20 protein-coding genes and 5 tRNA genes are annotated in these 20,589 nt (G+C 39.4%); all 25 read right to left on the bottom strand.

Annotation, left to right across the window (positions count from 1 at the left end; translation table 11 throughout):
- Positions 1-36: 36 nt before the first annotated feature.
- The 25 genes from nusG to F3059_RS12175 all read right to left on the bottom strand — a co-directional run bounded on the left by nusG (position 37) and on the right by F3059_RS12175 (position 20,505).
- Positions 37-600, bottom strand: a complete 564-nt coding sequence (gene nusG, locus F3059_RS12295; RefSeq protein WP_394349552.1) for a transcription termination/antitermination protein NusG — start codon at positions 598-600, stop codon at positions 37-39.
- Positions 601-615: 15 nt separating this feature from the next.
- A complete protein-coding gene (gene secE / locus F3059_RS12290) occupies positions 616-810 on the bottom strand; it encodes a preprotein translocase subunit SecE (RefSeq protein WP_151169694.1) in 195 nt (64 codons plus the stop codon).
- Between the two features lie 15 nt (positions 811-825).
- Positions 826-898: transfer RNA gene (locus F3059_RS12285), tRNA-Trp, on the bottom strand.
- A gap of 77 nt (positions 899-975) precedes the next feature.
- Positions 976-2,160, bottom strand: coding sequence for an elongation factor Tu (gene tuf / locus F3059_RS12280; protein ID WP_151169692.1), 1,185 nt, complete (start codon positions 2,158-2,160; stop codon positions 976-978).
- A 68-nt stretch (positions 2,161-2,228) separates the two neighbouring features.
- Positions 2,229-2,300: transfer RNA gene (locus F3059_RS12275), tRNA-Thr, on the bottom strand.
- Positions 2,301-2,386: 86 nt separating this feature from the next.
- Positions 2,387-2,460: transfer RNA gene (locus F3059_RS12270), tRNA-Gly, on the bottom strand.
- 11 nt (positions 2,461-2,471) lie between these two features.
- Positions 2,472-2,553: transfer RNA gene (locus tag F3059_RS12265), tRNA-Tyr, on the bottom strand.
- Positions 2,554-2,575: 22 nt separating this feature from the next.
- Positions 2,576-2,649, bottom strand: a tRNA-Thr gene (locus F3059_RS12260).
- 91 nt (positions 2,650-2,740) lie between these two features.
- Complete coding sequence (hpf, locus tag F3059_RS12255; protein ID WP_151169690.1) at positions 2,741-3,040, bottom strand: ribosome hibernation-promoting factor, HPF/YfiA family; 300 nt, start codon at positions 3,038-3,040, stop codon at positions 2,741-2,743.
- A gap of 11 nt (positions 3,041-3,051) precedes the next feature.
- Complete coding sequence (locus tag F3059_RS12250) at positions 3,052-3,942, bottom strand: tyrosine-type recombinase/integrase (RefSeq protein ID WP_151169687.1); 891 nt, start codon at positions 3,940-3,942, stop codon at positions 3,052-3,054.
- An 87-nt stretch (positions 3,943-4,029) separates the two neighbouring features.
- Complete coding sequence (gene rpsU, locus F3059_RS12245) at positions 4,030-4,221, bottom strand: 30S ribosomal protein S21 (protein WP_151169685.1); 192 nt, start codon at positions 4,219-4,221, stop codon at positions 4,030-4,032.
- A gap of 63 nt (positions 4,222-4,284) precedes the next feature.
- A complete protein-coding gene (locus tag F3059_RS12240) occupies positions 4,285-5,424 on the bottom strand; it encodes an acyl-CoA dehydrogenase (RefSeq protein ID WP_151169683.1) in 1,140 nt (379 codons plus the stop codon).
- Between the two features lie 26 nt (positions 5,425-5,450).
- Positions 5,451-6,470, bottom strand: a complete 1,020-nt coding sequence (locus F3059_RS12235) for a helix-hairpin-helix domain-containing protein (RefSeq protein ID WP_151169681.1) — start codon at positions 6,468-6,470, stop codon at positions 5,451-5,453.
- Positions 6,471-6,494: 24 nt separating this feature from the next.
- Positions 6,495-8,114, bottom strand: coding sequence for an alanine/glycine:cation symporter family protein (locus F3059_RS12230; RefSeq protein WP_151169679.1), 1,620 nt, complete (start codon positions 8,112-8,114; stop codon positions 6,495-6,497).
- 47 nt (positions 8,115-8,161) lie between these two features.
- On the bottom strand, positions 8,162-9,043 hold the full coding sequence (locus F3059_RS12225) for an SDR family oxidoreductase (protein ID WP_151169677.1): 882 nt from the start codon (positions 9,041-9,043) through the stop codon (positions 8,162-8,164).
- Positions 9,044-10,057, bottom strand: coding sequence for a potassium channel family protein (locus F3059_RS12220; RefSeq protein ID WP_223274615.1), 1,014 nt, complete (start codon positions 10,055-10,057; stop codon positions 9,044-9,046).
- Positions 10,058-10,060: 3 nt separating this feature from the next.
- On the bottom strand, positions 10,061-10,282 hold the full coding sequence (locus F3059_RS12215; RefSeq protein WP_223274614.1) for a PspC domain-containing protein: 222 nt from the start codon (positions 10,280-10,282) through the stop codon (positions 10,061-10,063).
- A gap of 7 nt (positions 10,283-10,289) precedes the next feature.
- Positions 10,290-11,552, bottom strand: coding sequence for a DUF2851 family protein (locus F3059_RS12210; RefSeq protein WP_151169675.1), 1,263 nt, complete (start codon positions 11,550-11,552; stop codon positions 10,290-10,292).
- A gap of 28 nt (positions 11,553-11,580) precedes the next feature.
- Entirely contained in the window at positions 11,581-12,399 is an 819-nt protein-coding gene (gene pyrF / locus F3059_RS12205) for an orotidine-5'-phosphate decarboxylase (protein ID WP_151169672.1), read from the bottom strand.
- An 11-nt stretch (positions 12,400-12,410) separates the two neighbouring features.
- Positions 12,411-13,490: a peptide chain release factor 1 gene (gene prfA / locus F3059_RS12200; protein WP_151169670.1), complete on the bottom strand. Its 1,080-nt coding sequence runs from the start codon at positions 13,488-13,490 to the stop codon at positions 12,411-12,413.
- 5 nt (positions 13,491-13,495) lie between these two features.
- Complete coding sequence (locus F3059_RS12195) at positions 13,496-14,656, bottom strand: AIR synthase related protein (RefSeq protein ID WP_223274613.1); 1,161 nt, start codon at positions 14,654-14,656, stop codon at positions 13,496-13,498.
- A gap of 67 nt (positions 14,657-14,723) precedes the next feature.
- The gene (locus tag F3059_RS12190; RefSeq protein ID WP_151169666.1) at positions 14,724-16,793 is read right to left on the bottom strand and encodes an OmpA family protein; all 2,070 of its coding nucleotides are present in this window, start codon (positions 16,791-16,793) and stop codon (positions 14,724-14,726) included.
- Between the two features lie 125 nt (positions 16,794-16,918).
- Positions 16,919-19,105 (bottom strand): glutamine synthetase III family protein, encoded by a 2,187-nt coding sequence (locus tag F3059_RS12185; RefSeq protein WP_151169664.1) that lies wholly within the window; start codon positions 19,103-19,105, stop codon positions 16,919-16,921.
- Positions 19,106-19,204: 99 nt separating this feature from the next.
- Positions 19,205-20,161 (bottom strand): calcium/sodium antiporter, encoded by a 957-nt coding sequence (locus F3059_RS12180; RefSeq protein WP_151169662.1) that lies wholly within the window; start codon positions 20,159-20,161, stop codon positions 19,205-19,207.
- A complete protein-coding gene (locus F3059_RS12175) occupies positions 20,161-20,505 on the bottom strand; it encodes a Sec-independent protein translocase subunit TatA/TatB (RefSeq protein ID WP_151169660.1) in 345 nt (114 codons plus the stop codon). The genes F3059_RS12180 and F3059_RS12175 overlap by 1 nt, the downstream gene beginning before the upstream one ends.
- Between the last annotated feature and the right edge of the window lie 84 nt (positions 20,506-20,589).

Here is a 20,589-nt window from a genome sequence, read left to right as displayed (position 1 = left end):
CTCAAAGGGAAGCATTTGAAACGATGAGCAATTCAATTATTCTTTTTCTACTTGCATATAATTCAACTCAAGTGGTGTCTTTCTACCAAAAATTTTCACCATAACCTTGAGTTTCTTCTTCTCTTCATTGATTTCCTCAATAACACCAGTAAAATTGTTAAAGGGTCCATCAATAACTTTAACAGATTCGCCAACTATGTAAGGAATGTTTACTTCCTCATCACTATCTGCTAACTCGTCTACTTTTCCTAAAATCCTATTCACTTCTGCCTGCCTCATTGGGACAGGATCTCCTCCTTTAGTAGCTCCGAGAAAACCAATTACATTGGTTACATTTTTAATAATATGTGGTATCTCACCAGTAAGTGCAGCTTCGATCAGTACATAACCAGGGAAAAAGTTTCTTTCTTTCGAAATTTTCTTCCCATTTCTAATTTGATAAACCTTTTCAGTAGGAATCAAAACCTGAGAAACATAATCTTCTAGATTCAACCTACTAATTTCTACTTCGAGCTGCTCTTTAACCTTCTTCTCCTTACCACTAACAGCACGCACTACGTACCACTTTTTTTCTATTTCTTTTTTCTCTTCAGTCATCATACTATCAGTAGAGGGTTAATAAATTGTTTCATAAATGAACCCTAAGATTTGACCGAAACCAGCATCCATTCCATAAACGATAAGAGCAATGATCAAACTAGTAACAAGAACCAAAACAGAACTCCCCTGTAATTCTTTAAGTGTTGGCCAAGTAACCTTATGACGAAGCTCGTTATATGATTCTTTTATGTAATTCGTGATACTATTCATTGCTGTTAATATTTGCACGGGTGGTAGGAATCGAACCCACAGCCCCTGGTTTTGGAGACCAGTGCTCTACCAGTTGAGCTACACCCGTAAACCTGTATTCATAGCGAAAGGTATCCCGTAAAAACGGGACACCTTCGATATAATTTCAAGTATTGAGAGCAATAATTACTCAATAATTTCAGTAACCTGACCAGCACCAACTGTACGTCCACCTTCGCGAATAGCGAATTTAAGACCTGTGTTGATAGCTACAGGCGCGATCAATTCAACAGTAATTGTAAGGTTATCACCTGGCATTACCATTTCACGACCTTCTTCAAGAAGAATTTCACCAGTAACGTCAGTTGTTCTCAAGTAGAACTGTGGACGATACTTATTGTGGAATGGAGTGTGACGTCCACCTTCTTCTTTTTTAAGGATATATACCTCAGCTTTAAACTTAGTGTGAGGAGTTATTGTTCCTGGTCTAGATATTACCTGACCGCGTTTAATGTCTTTCTTGTCGATACCTCTCAAAAGAAGACCAACATTGTCACCAGCTTCACCTCTATCGAGGATTTTGCGGAACATCTCAACACCTGTAATAGTTGACTTCATGTTTGATCCCATTCCTGAGATTTCAACTTCATCACCTGTATTAACAACACCAGATTCGATACGTCCAGTAGCAACTGTACCACGACCTGTAATTGAGAATACATCTTCAACTGGCATCAAGAACTCTTTGTCAACATCACGTGGAGGCAATGGAATGTGCTCATCAACTGCATCCATCAATTCTACTACTTTGTTAACCCACTTTTCTTCACCGTTAAGTGCGCCAAGAGCAGATCCCTGGATAACTGGAGTGTTATCACCATCAAAGTCATAGAAAGAAAGCAATTCACGGATTTCCATCTCTACTAGCTCTAGTAGTTCTTCATCGTCAACAAGGTCAACCTTATTCATGAAAACTACGATTGCAGGAACATTTACCTGACGAGCAAGTAGAATGTGCTCACGAGTTTGTGGCATTGGACCATCAGTTGCAGCAACTACTAAAATAGCACCGTCCATTTGGGCAGCACCAGTAATCATGTTTTTTACGTAGTCAGCGTGACCTGGACAGTCAACGTGAGCGTAGTGACGCTTGTCAGTTGTATATTCAACGTGTGACGTATTAATTGTAATACCACGTTCTTTTTCTTCTGGTGCGTTATCGATAGTATCGAAATCGCGCTTATCTGACAACCCTTGTCCTGAAAGAACAGTTGTAATAGCAGCTGTCAAAGTTGTTTTTCCGTGGTCAACGTGACCTATCGTACCTATGTTAATGTGCGGTTTGGAACGATCAAAAGTTTCTTTAGCCATAGCTTTTGAATTAGTTAATTAATTCCTCTTTAATATATAATTTTCATCGTTTAAATACGCCACCTTAGAGCCAATGACGGGAATTGAACCCGTGACCTCTTCCTTACCAAGGAAGTGCTCTACCTCTGAGCTACATTGGCAATCGTGTGAGAAACTTTCTCTTCACATCACCAATCTTGCTTCTCACTTAAAAATAAACAGATGATCAATTCATCTATTTATTTAGAGCGGGAAACGGGATTCGAACCCGCGACCCTTAGCTTGGAAGGCTAATGCTCTAGCCAGCTGAGCTACTCCCGCTTAAATCAAAGTGGGGAGAGCAGGATTCGAACCTACGAAGGCGTAGCCAACAGATTTACAGTCTGCCCCGTTTGACCGCTTCGGTATCTCCCCAATCAAAACATTTAAAAAAGCGAGCCAATGGAGGGACTCGAACCCCCGACCGGCTGATTACAAATCAGCTGCTCTAGCCAGCTGAGCTACATTGGCTTTTGCTGCAAAAAAACAGCCCTTTCTTTCAAAAGGACTGCAAATGTAATAACAAAAATATTTCGTGCAAACTTTATTTCTTTTTTTTCACCTAATGTGTGCGCAATTTTTCTTTTGTCTTTTTGATTTGTCTGCGAAGGGCTTCCACGCAATTGTCAGTAGCTTCTTCAAAAGTTTTGCACTGCTTTTTGGCAAATGGGTTATTACCAGGTATTTCCAGTTTCATCTCTACGATTTTATTCGATCTATCTTCAGTGTTTTCCACTCTCAATATCACTTCTCCTGAAATAATTCCATCAAAATATTGTTCAAGCTTATCAGCTTTGCGCTGTATGAAATCAACTAGTTTTTGATCAGCATCAAAATGTACGGATTGAATGTCTAATTTCATATCTAATGATTTTAGGCCCTTGGATGGGCGTGTTTATAAATGTCTTTTAATTTCTCAAATGAATTGTGTGTGTAAACTTCTGTTGCTGATAAATTTGAATGCCCCAAAAGCTCTTTTATGGTATTTAACTCGGCTCCGCGGTTGAGGAGATGAGTAGCAAAAGTATGCCTCAAGACATGAGGACTTCGCTTTTCAATAGTCGTTATTTGATCCAGGCAACTTCGCACGATGTTATATACGAGTTTTGGATATAGTTTATTTCCTTTTTCTGTGACAAAAATTACTTCGCTATCAGCTGGATTTGGGTTCTGACTGTGACTCAAATATTTATCAATTAAACTTCGCAGTTCTGCCGTTATGGGAACATAGCGTTCTTTATTCCCTTTCCCTATTATCTTGATTATACCCCGACTCAAATCGAGCTGATTGTGGGTGAGATTGATCAATTCAGATGTACGCATTCCGGTTTGATACAACATCTCGATCAAGAGTTGATTCCTGCACCCTACCCAATCATCAGTAAAATACTCTGACCGGCTAAAAAGTTTATCCATATCAGATTGAGATACGAATTGTGGAAGTCGCTTCTTGTTTTTGGGTGCTATGATTTTTTGAGTGGGATTGGTTTGGATTGTTCTCTTTCTCAATTGAAATTTAAAGAATGATTTCAGAGTAGAGATCTTCCTATTCACGGAAGTGTTTTCCATCCCTTCGTTCACGAGTTTTAGAATCCAGGAACGAATGAGTTGATAGTTAATATCTGTGAGATGATAGTCCTCTTCAAGAGTTTCATCCAAAAACTGCTGAAAAGCCAGTAAATCATTTTGGTAAGCTGTAACTGTATGATCTGAGTAGCGCTTTTCCAGTTTTATGTATCTGATGAACTTCTCTATTGGCAACATTTCTCACAAACAAATTGGACCTATAAAGGTAGTGATTTAAAAACACTTTTCCTCTATAGGTCCAAAAATATTTTACGGAAGAGTTGCTTATTCTTCTTCCTGTCTAAGCTGTTGCTTATATATTGCTTTGAGCTTTTGTTCTCTGCGTTCCATTGAAGGTTTCGTGTATTTTTGACGATCCCTTAGTTCACGCATAACGCCTGTACGCTCAAATTTTTTCTTGTACTTTTTTAAGGCTCTTTCTATTGATTCGCCTTCTTTAACTGGTATAACTAGCATAATTCTTATCCACCTCCTTTCGTAAGTCCGGCAAAAGTAAATCTAATTTTCAGATTGCCAAGCCTATTTTAATATTTCTCGTGCAATTACGAGTTTTTGGATTTCAGATGTTCCTTCTCCAATTGTACACAGCTTACAATCACGGTAGAATTTCTCAACCGGGTATTCTTTTGTGTATCCGTAACCGCCAAATATTTGAACTGCTTCATTGGCAGCTCTGCAAGAAACTTCAGAAGCCATGTACTTGGCCATTGCTGACTCTTTAGTCATTTTTTCTCCACGATTCTTCATATCCGCAGCCTGCATTGTCAACAATTCTGCTGCTTCAATTTCGCTTGCCATGTCTGCTAGTTTGAAAGCTATTGCCTGGAACTTGGAGATTGGCTGACCAAATTGCTCGCGCTCTTTGGAATATTGCTTGGCAGCATCAAATGCTCCTTTAGCAATCCCAATAGAAAGTGCTGCAATAGAAATACGACCACCATCTAAAACTTTCATGGCCTGAACAAAGCCATCTCCTACTTCACCAAGTACATTTTCTTCAGGTACACGGCAATCTTCAAAGATCATTTCAGCCGTTTCACTGGCACGCATCCCGAGCTTGTTTTCCTTTTTACCGCCTGAAAAACCAGGAGTGCCGCGCTCAACGATAAAAGCTGTAATTCCGTGACTATCCAATAGATCTCCTGTTCTGGCTAAAACTACTGCTACATCTCCTGAAATACCATGAGTAATCCAGTTTTTTGCACCGTTGATCACCCATTCGTTTCCGTCTTTTTTAGCAGTCACCTTCATGCGCATTGCATCAGAACCGGTATTAGCTTCAGTCAATCCCCAGGCACCAATATGTTCACCTGATGCCAGTTTTGGAAGATACTTTTTCTTTTGCTCTTCATTTCCGAACTGTAAAATGTGTCCCGTGCATAGAGAGTTGTGAGCTGCCATTGATAATCCAACTGCTCCGCAAACTCTTGAAATCTCAGATATAGCAGTTACATATTCAAAATAACCAAAACCTGATCCTCCGTATTCATTAGGAACAAGTACTCCTAGTAATCCCAGCTCACCCATTCTTTTCATCAGGTCAACGGGAAACGTTTGTTCTTCGTCCCACTTGAGGACATTTGGCTTTATTTCTTTTTCAGCGAAATCCTGAACCATATCCTGGATCATTCGCTGATTTTCTGTCATTTCAAAATTCATAATCAGAAATATAAAATATTGATTCTCTAGTTTTTTGTCACTTTAAGATAGGGTGCAATTTTAATGTATAAAACGTCATTTAGCAAGCGATGTTCGCGCAAGTCTTCAAGGTTTTCAAATTTCCCGTTCTCTCTCCTGTATGTTTCTATTTGAATAGCAAGATAATTCGTGATATACGGGTGTTTTCCAATTTCATACGCGTCTGCTTCATTGATGTTAATTTTTTTAATTGAATCTCTGTTTGTCACTGTAAAATATGGAGCTATTTGACTGTACAAACTATCGTTAATTCCGTAGACTTCTTTTAACTGGCCCACACTCAAATACCCACCAAGTAGATCTCTGTAATTTATTATTCTGCCTGAATAAGCCGGACCAATTCCATAGATTTCCTGCAATTCCTCTGCATTGCAAGTGTTCAATTCAAAGGAAATGTCTTTATATTTATTTTCACGAGTTGAATCTCGTTTTAAACTATCTGTTTCAACTTTTGCAAGGAGTGTGTCATTTTCACGGTCAGAGCCGGAGGAATCAATACGCTTTTTCCTTTTCTTTATTTCCATCAAACCAGCAAGCTCATCTACCAAAATAGTATCGATGTAGTAAATATCCTTTAAGTCTTTTGGTTCAGAAAAGCGGCCTCCATGATTTCGGTATTTGATGATGTTCTCAGCTACGTAATCTTTGAAACCAAGAAGTTCAAAACTATCAGCTGAAAGTGAATTGGGATCAAACTGGAATCGCTTTTGTTCCTCCTTCACCGGTTTTCGGTCAGCAACGGGAACATCATTGGGTTCTGACCATGACCTTTCTTCATCATTCTTTTGCTCACGGTACTTCGATTTTGCCTCAACCAGATTAGCTCGATACTCAGCGAGTAAGCTATCTCTTTTTTCTTTGTTGACTCCAATTTCAGAATTGAACCTGTAAAAGCGATTGGGCAATGCCAGTGCTATGATCAAAAGGGCTATAATGAAAACGAGCACAACAATACCGTTGCGCTCGCTTCTTGTGAAATGAAAAATTTCCTGTAGTGGGTTCTTCATAGAGCGGGAGTTTACCGCTCTAATTTATTTAAATCTTTTAATCTCACCCGTTTTAATACGTTTAAAGTAATCGTCAAGATCTTTCTTAACCTCTCCCACAAGGAAGTATAGACCAAGTATATTGGGGAAAGCCATTCCAAGTATCATCATATCTGAGAAGTCTAATACAGCACCCAAACTCGATGATGCCCCCACGATAATGAATAAAAGGAATAACACTTTATAGGACACAATTGCAGCTTTACTTTGACCAAAGAGGAAGGTCCAACTTTTGAGTCCGTAATACGACCAACTGATCATCGTAGAAAATGCAAATAGAACAATTGCAATGATTAATAAGTATTTAAACCATGGGAATACGCTTGAGAAAGCTGCTGCAGTTAGCTCAGATCCTTCAAGACTTTCAGGACCACCGTCAGCAAATCCTGTAAAGATCAATACGAGAGCTGTCATCGTACAAACAACAACTGTATCAATAAATGGCTCGAGCAATGCTACAATCCCTTCACTAACCGGCTCATTTGTTTTGGATGCCGAGTGAGCAATTGATGCTGAACCTACACCGGCTTCATTAGAGAATGCTGAACGCTGGAAACCGGTCACCAGTACTCCAAGGAAACCTCCTTTGAGCGCGTCTGCATCGAAAGCTCCGTTCCAAATTGCGGCAAAACCTTCACCGAGATTTGCCCAGTTCATCCCGATAATGATGATTGCAGTAATCACGTAAGAAGCAACCATTACCGGTACAATTTTATCGGTAACTTTTGCAATACTTCTGATTCCGCCAATAATTACAATTCCTACGAGAACTGCCATTACAACACCAAACCAAAATCCGTGATCCTGCATAAAAGTGAATTCTCCGGAGAACTGAGCAAATGCCTGATTTGCCTGGAACATATTTCCGCCTCCAAAAGAACCACCTATACAAAGTACTGCAAATAAAGCAGCGAGTATTTTCCCTAACCATTTGAGATTACGTTTCTCTAACCCTCGACTAAGGTAGTACATAGGTCCACCACTCACGCGGCCATCAAAACCAATTGTTCTGTATTTAACACCTAAAGTACATTCAACAAATTTTGATGTCATCCCAAATAAGCCGGCAACAACCATCCAAAGCGAAGCTCCCGGACCACCTAATGAAACCGCTACTGCAACACCGGCTATATTACCGAGTCCAACAGTTGCTGAAAGCGCAGTTGTCAAAGCCTGGAAGTGACTAACTTCACCTTCATCATCGGGGTTGTCATAAACCCCTCTAACCAGAGCTATGGCATGTTTAACACCCCAAATATTGAGAAATTTCATCCTCAGAGTAAAGAATACAGCCCCTGATATCAACCAAATAACAACAAGCGGAATTTGATGTGTTACGATCTCGCCTTTAGCATTAATGACTGGATTACCGGCTGAATCGCGTACCGTGGGATCGTGAAGTCCCAATTTTTCGAATGGATCAACGAATAGCACTGCTGCTATTGCATCCACGACTGGCCTAAATTTATTATCGATCTTTTGACTCAATGTCAATTCTTCTTTGGTGCCTTCTCCATTCTTACCTTCCTCGGCAAAGGCGCCTACATTGAATGCAAATACGTTGATCAAAAGAACTACTAATAACTTCCTTGTAAATCCAGTCATGTACTTTAATTTTTAATAATTCAGCCAAATATAAAGAACGCTTAAAACTAGCAATCCAAAATCTCAGGAAACACGTCCCTCAAAGATCGCGGATTGTAGTTGAAATACTGTTTTGCTCGTTTGCAACTAAAACCTGTTATGGGAGGTCTATCTCCCGCTTGATTCAAATCTTTGCCCGATACCGGTAAAATATTTGCCAGTGGTGTATCGAGTATAGTTGCAATTTCCCGCGCAAAACCGAATACCGAATACTCTTGCGGCCCACAAATGTTAAAAGACCCTGTGAATTTACCAAATACAATTGAAGCTGTAGCCAATGCAACATCATCTACATAAGTGGGTTTACGCCATTGATCATAAACGATTTTCACAATTTTATTATCGCTCAGATCTTTTCTAAGCCAGGAAAATATATTCTCTCTTTTGGCTGAATCTTTTAATCCATAAACCAATACTGGCCTTATGATTGAGAAATTTTTAAGGTTCTCATAAATACACCTTTCAGCCATCATTTTTGTGTATCCGTAATAATTCACAGGACTTTGAAAATCCTGTTCATCATAACTGAGAGATTTTCCAGCATAGACAAAGTCAGAACTGAAAAACACTAATCTCTTATTACGGTCAGAGCACCAGGAAACTATTTCCTTCGTAGCCTGAACATTAATCCGAAAAGCCTTTTCCTTGTTTTCTTCGCAAACATCTACCTGAGAAATAGCTCCGGAATGGATAATCACATCTGGTTTTACCTGATCCAATACAGATCTTATTTTCGATGTTTCCTCGAGATCGAGCTCTACGTAGAGATCAAGACTTTTACAGCGTTGTGCACCTCTTCCGGTTCCGACTGTAAAAGATGCTTTTCCAAAAAACTCTTTTGCAATTTCGTTCCCGATCAATCCATTGACTCCTGTAATGAGAACTTTCATCTAAATTTTGAGTTCTTGTTTCAGTTCTGAAAGTTGATCAGGAGTTCCTAAAACAAAAAGCTTGCTGTGAGGCACAATTTTCGTGTCATCTGATGGATTTACCACAAACTGACCGTCAGATCCTTTGTAGCCGATGATCAAACAGTTAGATGAAAAGTGCTTCTTGAGTTCTTTGATTGAGTCATTATGATAGTCATCTGGAATATTCTTAAAGTCGAGCTCTTCAAGGTTGATATCATCTTGTCCTGTCATGGAAATGCGCTCCAGGAATTCGTAAATATCTGGCGTCACAACCAAACTTGCCATGTGAGCTCCTCCTACTTTATCAGGCATGATGACATTATTAGCACCGGCAATTTTTAGTTTTCTATTTGAACTTGAGGCCGTAGCTCTACTAATAATTCGCAAATCGTGGTTCATCTCTCTTGCTGTGAGAACAACAAATACGTTTTCACTGTCTTTAGGAAGAGTTGTTACAAGAGCAGATGCTTTATCCAGCCCGCCTTTGAGCAGTACATCTTCATTAGTTGCATCACCTTCGATGTAGAGTTTTCCATTATTTTGTAAAGTCTCCATTGCTGATTCATCCTTTTCGATGATCACAACTTTTTTATTGTAAGCCTCAAGCGACTTTACAGCTTCTTGTCCGTTACGTCCAAATCCACAAACGATGACGTGTCCTGTTAACTTTTTTATTTCCTGATGCACTTTAAAGTTTTTGTAGTAATACTTTATTTCACCTGTAATCAAGTATCTCGACAGTGAAGATACTGCATAAGCGAATGTACCGAAACTAATGATAATCAAAAAGGCTGTGAAAACTTTCCCTTCTTCGCTCAATGGATGAACTTCTTTGAAACCAACTGTAGAAACAGTAATCACTGTCATGTAAAAGGAATCGAGGGGTGAATACGATTCCACAGCCATGTAGCCAATTGTGCCAATCAGCACAATTGATACGATTAAGATTAAAGCGTAGTAAAGGTTCTTGAAATATTTAAAACTCTCAAACACTTGCTACAATTCCCAAATTGTGGGTTGACGTCTTTTAAACCAGTATTTATGCTTGAGTATAAATGCCATTACGAGATAAATGACAATTGGAGATCCAAATGTTAAAAAGGAAAGATATATAAATGAAAGCCTTATTTGGCCAATTTCCATGTTGAGCTTTTCGCCCCACCATTCACAAACGCCAAATGCCTGCTTCTCAAAAAATCCCTGTATTTTGTCAATCATGACGCACTCATTTTAAAATACTCTTTCCTATATCGCACTCTAAGCAACGCTTAAAATTACAATAGTTCTTTGAAAGATGCAATGCTCCCTGTGACTGCAATCCATTCTTAATTTTCAAAGATAATGATTTCCAGCTATTTATTACACCATTTTTTTCTGCCGGTAATTGCTCCAGTAGATTTATCGCCTTTTCAACACTTTCATGGTTAGCCCACTTGTTCCCAATAAAATAGAGAAATGGTACAACAGAATTTGTTATAATGTTGCAAGCACCGTTGTAACTCAATTGATAATGAACCTTTCCTTTTGATTTACGACCCAAACGGTAATGTTCTCCCCAGTATTCTAAAGGTTCTGACCGTAATAGCTCAATCAATTCTTTGGCTTTCCCTTCATTAAAAAGTTGATTGAATACATTCCAATTGGTCAGAACCGAACTGAGTTGAGCCAGTCGTAAATGAGGGGAATTAGCGGGTCTTACTCCACCAGTTTTCCAGGCGCCCAGTTTCATTTCAGATAATCCGAATTTACTTTTTAAAAAACTGTATTCTTTCTTCAGTTCATCTCGATAAGGTGATTTTTCACTCGCTGTTAAAAACCCAGCCTGACCGAGCATTAAAGCTTCTAGTTGAATTTGATTTAAGTTGTTTTTCTCTATTTCTTTGATCGGGATGCGATTTGCCAGTTCCTCCATTGGATCAGCATTCCACTTAAATCCAAAGGCTCTAAAAAGCAAAACCAGTAACAACCTTTTTTGATCTCCTTTAAACTTGTTATCCAGTTGCTGAATAAATTCACTTTTTGATTCAAGACGCTCCATTGCGCATCGCTCAAGCCAATTTTGCCAAATGAATTCATCGACATTTTCAATCAATGAAGAACATGGTATTTTTTGGTCAGAGCCGGAGAGCTCTTCGTATCTATTTAGCTGTTGCCTGGAAATTCGCCCCTTTAATTCCAAAAGTGGAATTTGTTTAAAACCATCAGCTACGATATCGTGCTCGAATACTACGTGTAAAATCACATTGTGATAAGCTGAATCATCTTCGTGGTTATGATGATACCAGTCTGAACTTGAAAGGTGAATTTCTACACTCCCTGCCCATTTGGTATCTCCTATTTGAATGAGTGCTTCGTGAAAATCAGGACCACTGAGGTGGTTGTGAATTCCGGGCTTTAAGATAGTCACTTCTTCTCCATTCGTGGTGGTGAGATTGTTGTGGTTAAAAGCCTGATTTTGCCAAATATGATGAAGAAAATCCTCAGTCATTTGACTAAGGTAATAAATCTAGCGCTAATTAACACACATTAAAGCGTTCAAGAAGTGTAGACATCTCAGCCTGAATTGCTGCTGCCTTTTCACTAGCCTTTTCTGCAAAGTCTTTTTGATTAGACGCATAGATGATTCCTCTCGATGAGTTGACCAGTAAACCGCAATCTTCAATCATCCCTAATTTAGCAACATCTTCAAGGCTGCCACCTTGCTTACCAACTCCGGGAACGAGAAAGAAATTATCCGGTGCTGCTTTTCGCACTTCACCGATCAATTCTCCACGAGTTGCACCTACAACGAACATGAGTTGATCGGGATCTGACCATTGACGATTTTTTTCAATTACTTCTTCAAAAACCCGGTTTCCACTTTCCGTTTTCAATAGTTGAAAATCATTTGCTCCGGGATTGCTGGTTAGAGCTAAAACAATTGTCCACTTTCCTTCTTTCTTGAACGGCTCAACCGAATCATGGCCCATATAAGGTGCGATTGTGATTGAATCGAAGTTGTAGTGATCAAAAAAAGTTTTAGCGTACATGGCCGAGGTATTCCCAATGTCACCTCTCTTGGCATCTGCTATTGTGAAAATATTTTCGGGAATGTAGTCGAGTGTTTTCCTGAGTGATTCCCAACCTTTTGGCCCCTGGGATTCATAAAAAGCAATATTGGGTTTGTAAGCTACTGCATAATCCTTTGTGGCGTCAATGATCCTTTTATTGAATTCAAAGATAGGATCATCGTACTCGAGAAGATGTTTGGGAATTTTTTCTAAATCAGTATCCAATCCCACACAGAGGAAAGATCTTTTAGTTTTGATTTGATCAACGAGTTCTGACCGATTCACAATTTCAACAATTAAGCGGTTTCACCTTCTTTGAGTTTCTCGGCATTTTCTGCCATTTTCAATGCTTCAAGCATTTCAGTAATATCTCCGTTCATGAAAGAACTGAGATTGTAGATTGTCTTATTGATTCTGTGGTCCGTAATTCTTCCCTGAGGATAGTTGTAAGTTCTCACTTTTGCTGATCGGTCACCTGTTGACACGAGTGATTTACGGTGTGCTGCCCTTTCCTCCTGTTTCTTTTCAAGCTCATTTTGATACAATCTTGAACGCATGACCTGAACTGCTTTTTCGTAGTTCTTGTGTTGCGAACGACCATCCTGGCATTCAACAACCATTCCGGTGGGAATGTGAGTGAGACGAACGGCTGACTCTGTCTTGTTTACGTGCTGTCCTCCAGCTCCGGATGAACGGTAAGTATCTTTTTTGACATCAGACATGTTCAGTTCAACATCTACTTCTTCAGCTTCTGGTAAAACAGCAACTGTAATGGCAGATGTGTGAACCCTTCCCTGTGACTCAGTATCGGGAACGCGTTGTACACGATGAACCCCTGATTCAAATTTCAAAGTTCCGTAAGCTCCTTCGCCTGATACATTCAGAGATATTTCTTTGAGTCCGGCAACAGTTCCTTCAGTTGAGTTGATGACTTCATAAGACCAGCCTTTTTCCTTGAAGAACATCGTGTAGAGGCGAAACATATCTTCAACAAAAATACATGCTTCATCACCGCCTGTTCCGGCACGGAGTTCCATGATGGCATTTTTATCGTCTTCAGGATCTTTTGGAATAAGCATGTACTTGAGCTTGTCTTCCATCTCTTCCTTCTGCTCCTCCATCCCGCTGAGCTCTTCCTTAGCCATTTCCTTGAGTTCAGGATCTTCATCGCTTTTGAGGATCTCTCTATTCGTTTCTAGATTGCTGGTGAGTTCTTTGTACTCATCGTATTCTTTAACGATTTCCTCAAGATCTTTGTATTCTTTGTTGAGCTTGACATAGCGTTTCATATCGGCAATGATCTCGGGATCGGTGATCATTTTACCAACTTCAACAAAGCGCTCTTTTATTCCTTCTAGTTTCTCTACTAAATCCATTGATCTTACTGGTAGTTAAATTCTCCGTGTTGTGAACGAATTGACAATTGCTTTTCTCCTTCTTCTACTCTACCTACGATTTTGGCATCAACATCGAATTCTTTTGAAATGGAAATTATTTCAGCTGCAGTTTTCTCATCTGTATAGATTTCCATTCGGTGTCCCATATTGAAGACTTTGTACATCTCTTTCCATTCTGTCCCAGATTCTTTTTGAATCAGGTTGAAAAGTGGTGGAGTTTCAAAAAGTGAATCTTTTATTACATGATGCTGATCGATAAAATGCAAAACCTTGGTTTGTGCTCCTCCACTACAATGTACCATTCCATCAATTTTATCGCGGCATTTTTCAAACACCTTTTTCATAATAGGTGCATAAGTACGTGTTGGTGATAAAACGAGTTTTCCCGCATTCACATCAGTTCCTTCAACGCTGTCGGTTAATTTTCGAGAACCGGAGTATACAAATTCCTCGTCAACACTATTATCGAATGTTTCAGGATATTTATCAGCTATTGTTTTATCGAACACATCATGGCGAGCAGAGGTCAATCCATTGCTTCCCATTCCTCCGTTGTACTCGTTTTCATAGCTTGCCTGTCCAAATGATGCCAGTCCAACAATTACATTGCCCGGCTTGATATTAGAATTATCAATGATTTTATCTCGTTCAGAACGCGCTACAACGGTAGAATCTACGATTATGGTTCTGACCAAATCACCAACATCAGCTGTTTCACCACCTGTTGATCTAATATCAATTCCCCAGTTTCGTAAATCTTCTAGTAATTCCTCAGTTCCGTTGATCAGAGCCGAGATCACTTCTCCCGGAACAAGCGACTTATTTCGCCCGATGGTACTCGAAAGCAAAATGTTATCCGTAATTCCAACACACAACAAATCATCGAGATTCATGATTAGCGCATCCTGTGCAATTCCTTTCCAAACAGATAAATCACCTGTTTCTTTCCAGTAAGCGTAAGCAAGTGAAGACTTTGTGCCCGCCCCATCAGCATGCATAACGATACAGTGTTGGTCAGATCCGGTTAAATAATCCGGCACCACTTTACAAAATGCTTTAGGAAATAGCCCCTTATCAACATTTTTAATAGCATTGTGTACATCTTCCTTATCGGCAGAAACACCTCTTGCTTTGTATCTTTCCATCATTCTATTAATACAAAAGCATCCTGCCGGGTAGCCAACAGGATGCTTAAAGTTATGTGTTTATTTTCTATTCTGAATCTGTTTCAGAGCCTTCTCCTTCCATGGGTTGTTCACCCTCATCATTCATTTGTGGCTCTTGATCTCCAGAATCACCGTTGTCTTTAGGAACGTAATCATCCCGAATTACCCTAAATGTTGTACGCCTGTTTTTCTGGTGGGCTGCTTCTTTCTCTTCTTTAGTTGGAAGTTTAGCAATCTCAGCATCAGAAATTCTAGGTTCGTTTTCACCGTAACCTTTTGCTTCCATTCTCTCAGCAGCAATTCCTTTTGAAATAAGGTAATCAACGCAACTTTGAGCACGTTTTTGTGAAAGCGTTTGGTTTGATGCTGCAGAACCACGAGTATCAGTATGTGCCATCAACTCAACAACAATGTTGGGATTATCAACAAGCACCTGATAAAGGTAATCGAGTGAATCTTTAGAGTTCACTGAATCATTAACCTGTAGTTCCCATTCACCAAGGTCATAACGAACTTCTGGGAATTCGATTTCGTCCTGTTTGATAGACTGTAGTTTGAAATCGTGCTTGAATCGAGTAGATTGTTGAACACCAACAGTTGTTTCCTGACCTTTTCCGTTCAAATAACCATCAGCTGAAACGAGAAGAGTGTAAGAAGTGTTAGCTTTAACGTAGCGCTCATCTGACCCTTCTTTTTTATCGAATTGATAATACCCCAATTCATCAGTAGTAACCTGAACAGTACTTCCATCAGTACCTTTCATTTCAATAGTAGCATTTGGAATTGGTTCTCCAGTTTCTACATCGCTAACCATACCGTCAATAACAAACTTGAGTGGTGGAATACGGAAACTCCAAATATCATCACCTCCACGACCGCCTGAGCGATCTGAGCTGAAAAAACCTTTTTCTTCACTTCCTTCGAAAATGATTCCAAAGTCATTAGAAGAAGAGTTCATTGGATATTGCATGTTTTCTACTTCACCCCATGAATCAGATTTTCCCTGACGTGTAGATTTGAAAATATCCAATCCACCCATTCCCGGATGACCATTAGAAGCGAAATATAAATTACCGTCTTCTCTTATAAAAGGGTACATTTCATCACCATCAGTATTTACACCTTCTACATTCACTGGCTCACCCCATGTTCTTTTACGGCTGTCGTATTTCACAAACCAAATGTCTTTACCTCCTTTACCACCTGGCATGTCTGAGGCAAAAAACATGTATTCGTCATCAAGTCCCATAGAAGGGTGACCAACAACGTTTGAATCTGGCTTATCGATTGGAACCATCTCAGGCTCAGCATAAGATCGACCACGTTGCTTGGCTGTGTAGATATCACAACCCATGTCAGAATTCTTTTTATCAATACAACGTGTGAAGAAAAGCGTTCTGTAACGCTTGTCCATAGTGGCTCCACCTTCGTTAGATTCTTCCATGCTCAATCCTTCTAATAGAGTTGGAACCATCCACTTTCCTTTTCTATCCTGTTTACTATAAAATAGTGATGAATAGTTTTGACCAGTGTTAGGATCTATTGAATTACCTGTAGATCCTTCACGTGTTGATGTAAAAATGATTTCATCATACCTTTTGTCAGCATAAACAGGTGCAAAATCAGCTTGTTTGGAGTTGAGCAACTGCTCTGGCCTCACTTCGTAGCGAGTAGGATTATCTTTCCATTCCTGAGCAAGTTCACAGGACTTGATTCCTCTTTGACCTCTTTTATCATCTGGTGCTAACTCTTTATAGTTTTTATACTCAACCAGAGCTTCTTCAAATTTTCCTTGTTTCCGTAGAGATTCTGCAAGGAAATATTTCACTTCAGGGTTTGAGTAACCTGCTTTATCAGCTTTTGAAAGCCAATTTTCTGCCATTTCATTATCCTGAAGATAAAAGTAAGACTGACCAATTTTAAAGAGAATACGTTTTTTCTCTGCAAATTTTTTCTCTTTAGAGTAAGCCTTTTTATACATTTCAATAGCCTGATGAAATGAATAATTTTTAAACGCTGCGTCTGCCTCTCCAGTGTAATCCTTTTGTGCAAAAGAAGTTAACTGAACAAATAAGAATAATAACACTAGACCTGAGGCTGATTTGATTCCACTCATATAGGTTAATACTTTGTTAAACTATATTATTACATTATAAATTAAGGCACCAAAATAAGTAAAAAAAAGCTACTGCAAAAGAAAAGCCCCACAGTTTGGTGGGGCTCTTATATAAAAAATCCTATTTATCGTGTGAATAATAACTCTCTGTATTTAGGCCATGGCCAATCGTTATTATCAATAATTAATTCGAGCTTATCAACCTCATAGCGTATCTTGTCAAAATAAGGCCTTACCTTATCACCATAAGCTACAGCCTGTTCTTTTGGCGTATTGAGTTTGTTAGCCACTTTCCGCTCATCGATCATTTCATAAACCAAACTTCTTATAGTTTTTACCCTCGATGATATTTCTTCAATAATTGCAATTTGGTCACTCGCATGTTTCTTGAAGTCTGCCTCAAAAATATCTTTTAAGCCTTTTACGCTATCAACCATTCCTTTTTGATACTTTAAAGCTACAGGAACCATGTGATTGAGTGCCATATCTGCCATTACCCTCGATTCGATTTGAATTTTCAGCTTGTACTCCTCAAGGTTGATCTCATATCTCGAATCAACCTCGCGGTGATTCATGATATTCAATCGTTCATAAAGATCTTTATACTTATCCTCGATAAGGAAATCGAGAGCATGAGCTGTTCCAATTACATTATTCAGCCCTCTTTTCTTAGCTTCTTCAACCCACTCATCACTGTAACCATTACCTTCAAAAAGAATAGGTTTTGAAACCTTGATATAATCTCTTAAAATATTCAGAATTGCTTCATCCTTTTTAACACCTTTAGCTATCAATCCATCTACTTCACCTTTAAAGTCCTGAAGCTGTTTTGCCACGGCAGCATTTAAAGCAATCATCGGATTGGCGCAATTAGCTGTTGAACCAACGGCTCTGAACTCGAACTTATTTCCAGTAAAAGCAAATGGAGAAGTTCTGTTTCGATCAGTATTATCTAAAAGTATTTGCGGAATTTTGCCAATATTGAGTTTCAACTCTGTTTTTTCATCAGGTGTGAGTGCTTCACCCGTTACGCTTTTCTCTAAATCATTTAGAACCTTAGTCAACTGCGAACCAATGAAAATCGACAATATTGCCGGTGGAGCTTCATTGGCGCCCAATCTGTGGTCATTGCCGGCAGATGCAATTGTCGCTCTGAGCAAATCAGCATTTTCATGAACAGCTTTAATGGTATTTACTAGAAAAGTAAGAAACCGAATGTTCTCTTTTGGTGTTTTCCCAGGCGCTAAAAGATTCTTATGCTTTGATGAGTTTGTACCTAATGACCAGTTGTTGTGTTTACCTGATCCATTCATTCCTGCAAATGGCTTTTCATGGAGTAACACTCTAAAATTATGTCGATGTGCGACTTTCTCCATCACATCCATAAGTAACTGGTTGTGATCAACTGCCAAATTACACTCCTCAAAAACCGGTGCACATTCAAACTGATTTGGTGCTACTTCATTGTGACGTGTTGTAACGGGAATTCCCAGTCTCAAAGACTCTTGTTCAAAATCATGCATGAAAGCAGTCACACGATCTGGAATACTACCAAAATAATGATCGTCTAATTGCTGACCTTTTGATGATGAATGTCCGAAAAGTGTTCTACCGGTCAGAACCAAATCTGGTCGTGCCGTAAACAAAGCTGAGTCTACAAGGAAATACTCTTGTTCCCAACCCAGTGTAGCAGTGACTTTTGAAATGTTTTTATCGAAATACTGACACACATCAGTAGCAGCTTTATCAATTGCCTGTAGCGATTTAATCAAAGGTGCTTTGTAGTCGAGTGACTCACCTGTGTAGGAAACGAAAATTGTGGGGATGCAGAGGGTCTGACCAATAATAAAGGCCGGAGAACTCGGATCCCAGGCTGTGTACCCTCTCGCTTCAAATGTATTACGAATTCCTCCGCTCGGAAAAGAAGATGCATCGGGTTCTTGTTGAACAAGCTGCTCACCATTAAAAGTTTCGAAAGAACGTCCATCTTCAGTAGGCGTGTAAAAAGCATCGTGCTTCTCAGCAGTTCTACCAGTTAATGGCTGAAACCAGTGCGTATAGTGGGTAGCATCTTTTGACATTGCCCAGGCTTTCATGGCTGAGGCTACCTGGTTTGCCATTTTTCGGTTGAGCTTTACACCACGGTTTACTGAATCCATTACACTTTCAAAAGCTTCTTTGCTCATGTACTGGCGCATGGTTTCGTTGTTGAAAACCAACTCTCCAAAATAATCTGAAATTTTAGTTGAAGGGGCGTTAACTTCTACCGGACGCCTTCTGAAAGTTTCTTTTAGAGCTGTAAGTCGTAACATTTGATGAATTTTTATACAAATGTAGACTTTCCAAGAGGGTGTATCATAGAAAAATCAATTATATTTATCAACACCCCTTTATTTTGTTAGGCGGCACTGTTAAAAAACACCTTTTTCGAACAACACCCCTGAAATAATATAAGCCAAATAGAAAATAAATAGAATTCCACCTTCAACCCTGGATATTTTAAGGTTATTGAGCATAAATGGAAATACCAGCAATGTTATAGCTGCCACCCACCAAAAGTCGATTGAAAGCACAGCCTGATTAATTGAAACTGGAATCGAAATAGCCGTTATACCAAGAATAGCAGCAATATTGAATATATTGGAACCGATTAGATTCCCAATTGATATATCAGTTTCCTTTCTAACTGCTGCAGTAATGGAAGTTATCAACTCTGGAGTAGATGTTCCAAAGGCTACAATTGTTGAGCTTATCAATAAATCACTTACTCCTAAATTTTTCGCCACTTCAGTAGCACCATCGACTAACCATTCAGAACCGAGTGATAAGCCAAAGGCTCCAAGTGCAATATATAAGACATCGCGCCAAACTGATCCTTTTGTAGCTGTATCCTCAACTTCATCTTCTACTCTTGATCTCCTATTGTATCGTCTCGATTCAAAAACCAGGAATAAGCTAAACAAAATAAGCGCTACAAACATTACAATGCCCTCCCAGCGTTCCAGCTCGAGATCGAGCATAAATAAATAGAGCAAAATAGTTACGAAAAGCATCATAGGCCAATCAAACCTGATGGAGTTTCGATCAACTCTAATTGGTGAAGTAAGTGCAGTAAGCCCGAGCACTAATGCGAGGTTTGCCACATTAGAACCGAGAACATTTCCAATTGAAATATCTGGATGCCCCTGCAAAGCAGCTTTAAGGCTCACAACAAGTTCTGGAGCAGATGTCCCAAAAGACACGATTGTCATACCTACAACGAGGGTGGAAATTCTGGCTCTGATCGCTATATTGACCGCACCTTTTACGAGGATTTCACCTCCGGCAATCAACAGGGCGATACCCAAAATAAGGAACAAGTAAGCCATCAATCAGATTTCGTTTGATCGGTTTTTTGATCGTCTTCCTTTCGGTCAGATCCAGCAGAATCGTCATTTTCCTTTGAACGGGGCTGACTTTGAGATTGATTTTGTGGATCCTGGTCTCTTTTTTCAGCGTAGAGCTTTCGGTTTACATCCAAATCGTTCTTGACATCTCCCATGTTGTTTTGAATGTCTCGCTGGATATCATCGGTTGCGTTTTTGATGTAACGGATTCCTTTCCCGAGACCGCGAGCAAACTCGGGAATTTTTTTAGCTCCAAAAAGGAGTAAAACGATAAAGAGGATCATGAAAACTTCTCCTCCACCTAAATCGAAAAACAACAATGTCATATCAACCGATCTCCTCTTAATTCAGGACGCAAATATAAAGAAAAAGCCCCCTCAAAAATGAGGAGGCTTCTATAATGAAGTAAA

The organism is Salibacter halophilus, from assembly GCF_008806325.1.
Taxonomy (GTDB): Bacteria; Bacteroidota; Bacteroidia; order Flavobacteriales_G; family Salibacteraceae; genus Salibacter; species Salibacter halophilus.
Note: the sequence above shows the minus strand (reverse complement) of the source record. Positions and strands in the feature narration are given on the sequence as shown.

What these genes read in the sequence shown, in the direction of transcription:
- nusG (WP_394349552.1), bottom strand. Translation starts at nt 600, where the DNA reads ATGATGACTGAAGAGAAAAAAGAAATAGAAAAAAAGTGGTACGTAGTG.
- secE (WP_151169694.1), bottom strand. Translation starts at nt 810, where the DNA reads ATGAATAGTATCACGAATTACATAAAAGAATCATATAACGAGCTTCGT.
- tuf (WP_151169692.1), bottom strand. Translation starts at nt 2,160, where the DNA reads ATGGCTAAAGAAACTTTTGATCGTTCCAAACCGCACATTAACATAGGT.
- hpf (WP_151169690.1), bottom strand. Translation starts at nt 3,040, where the DNA reads ATGAAATTAGACATTCAATCCGTACATTTTGATGCTGATCAAAAACTA.
- F3059_RS12250 (WP_151169687.1), bottom strand. Translation starts at nt 3,942, where the DNA reads ATGTTGCCAATAGAGAAGTTCATCAGATACATAAAACTGGAAAAGCGC.
- rpsU (WP_151169685.1), bottom strand. Translation starts at nt 4,221, where the DNA reads ATGCTAGTTATACCAGTTAAAGAAGGCGAATCAATAGAAAGAGCCTTA.
- F3059_RS12240 (WP_151169683.1), bottom strand. Translation starts at nt 5,424, where the DNA reads ATGAATTTTGAAATGACAGAAAATCAGCGAATGATCCAGGATATGGTT.
- F3059_RS12235 (WP_151169681.1), bottom strand. Translation starts at nt 6,470, where the DNA reads ATGAAGAACCCACTACAGGAAATTTTTCATTTCACAAGAAGCGAGCGC.
- F3059_RS12230 (WP_151169679.1), bottom strand. Translation starts at nt 8,114, where the DNA reads ATGACTGGATTTACAAGGAAGTTATTAGTAGTTCTTTTGATCAACGTA.
- F3059_RS12225 (WP_151169677.1), bottom strand. Translation starts at nt 9,043, where the DNA reads ATGAAAGTTCTCATTACAGGAGTCAATGGATTGATCGGGAACGAAATT.
- F3059_RS12215 (WP_223274614.1), bottom strand. Translation starts at nt 10,282, where the DNA reads ATGATTGACAAAATACAGGGATTTTTTGAGAAGCAGGCATTTGGCGTT.
- F3059_RS12210 (WP_151169675.1), bottom strand. Translation starts at nt 11,552, where the DNA reads ATGACTGAGGATTTTCTTCATCATATTTGGCAAAATCAGGCTTTTAAC.
- prfA (WP_151169670.1), bottom strand. Translation starts at nt 13,490, where the DNA reads ATGGATTTAGTAGAGAAACTAGAAGGAATAAAAGAGCGCTTTGTTGAA.
- F3059_RS12195 (WP_223274613.1), bottom strand. Translation starts at nt 14,656, where the DNA reads ATGGAAAGATACAAAGCAAGAGGTGTTTCTGCCGATAAGGAAGATGTA.
- F3059_RS12190 (WP_151169666.1), bottom strand. Translation starts at nt 16,793, where the DNA reads ATGAGTGGAATCAAATCAGCCTCAGGTCTAGTGTTATTATTCTTATTT.
- F3059_RS12185 (WP_151169664.1), bottom strand. Translation starts at nt 19,105, where the DNA reads ATGTTACGACTTACAGCTCTAAAAGAAACTTTCAGAAGGCGTCCGGTA.
- F3059_RS12180 (WP_151169662.1), bottom strand. Translation starts at nt 20,161, where the DNA reads ATGGCTTACTTGTTCCTTATTTTGGGTATCGCCCTGTTGATTGCCGGA.
- F3059_RS12175 (WP_151169660.1), bottom strand. Translation starts at nt 20,505, where the DNA reads ATGACATTGTTGTTTTTCGATTTAGGTGGAGGAGAAGTTTTCATGATC.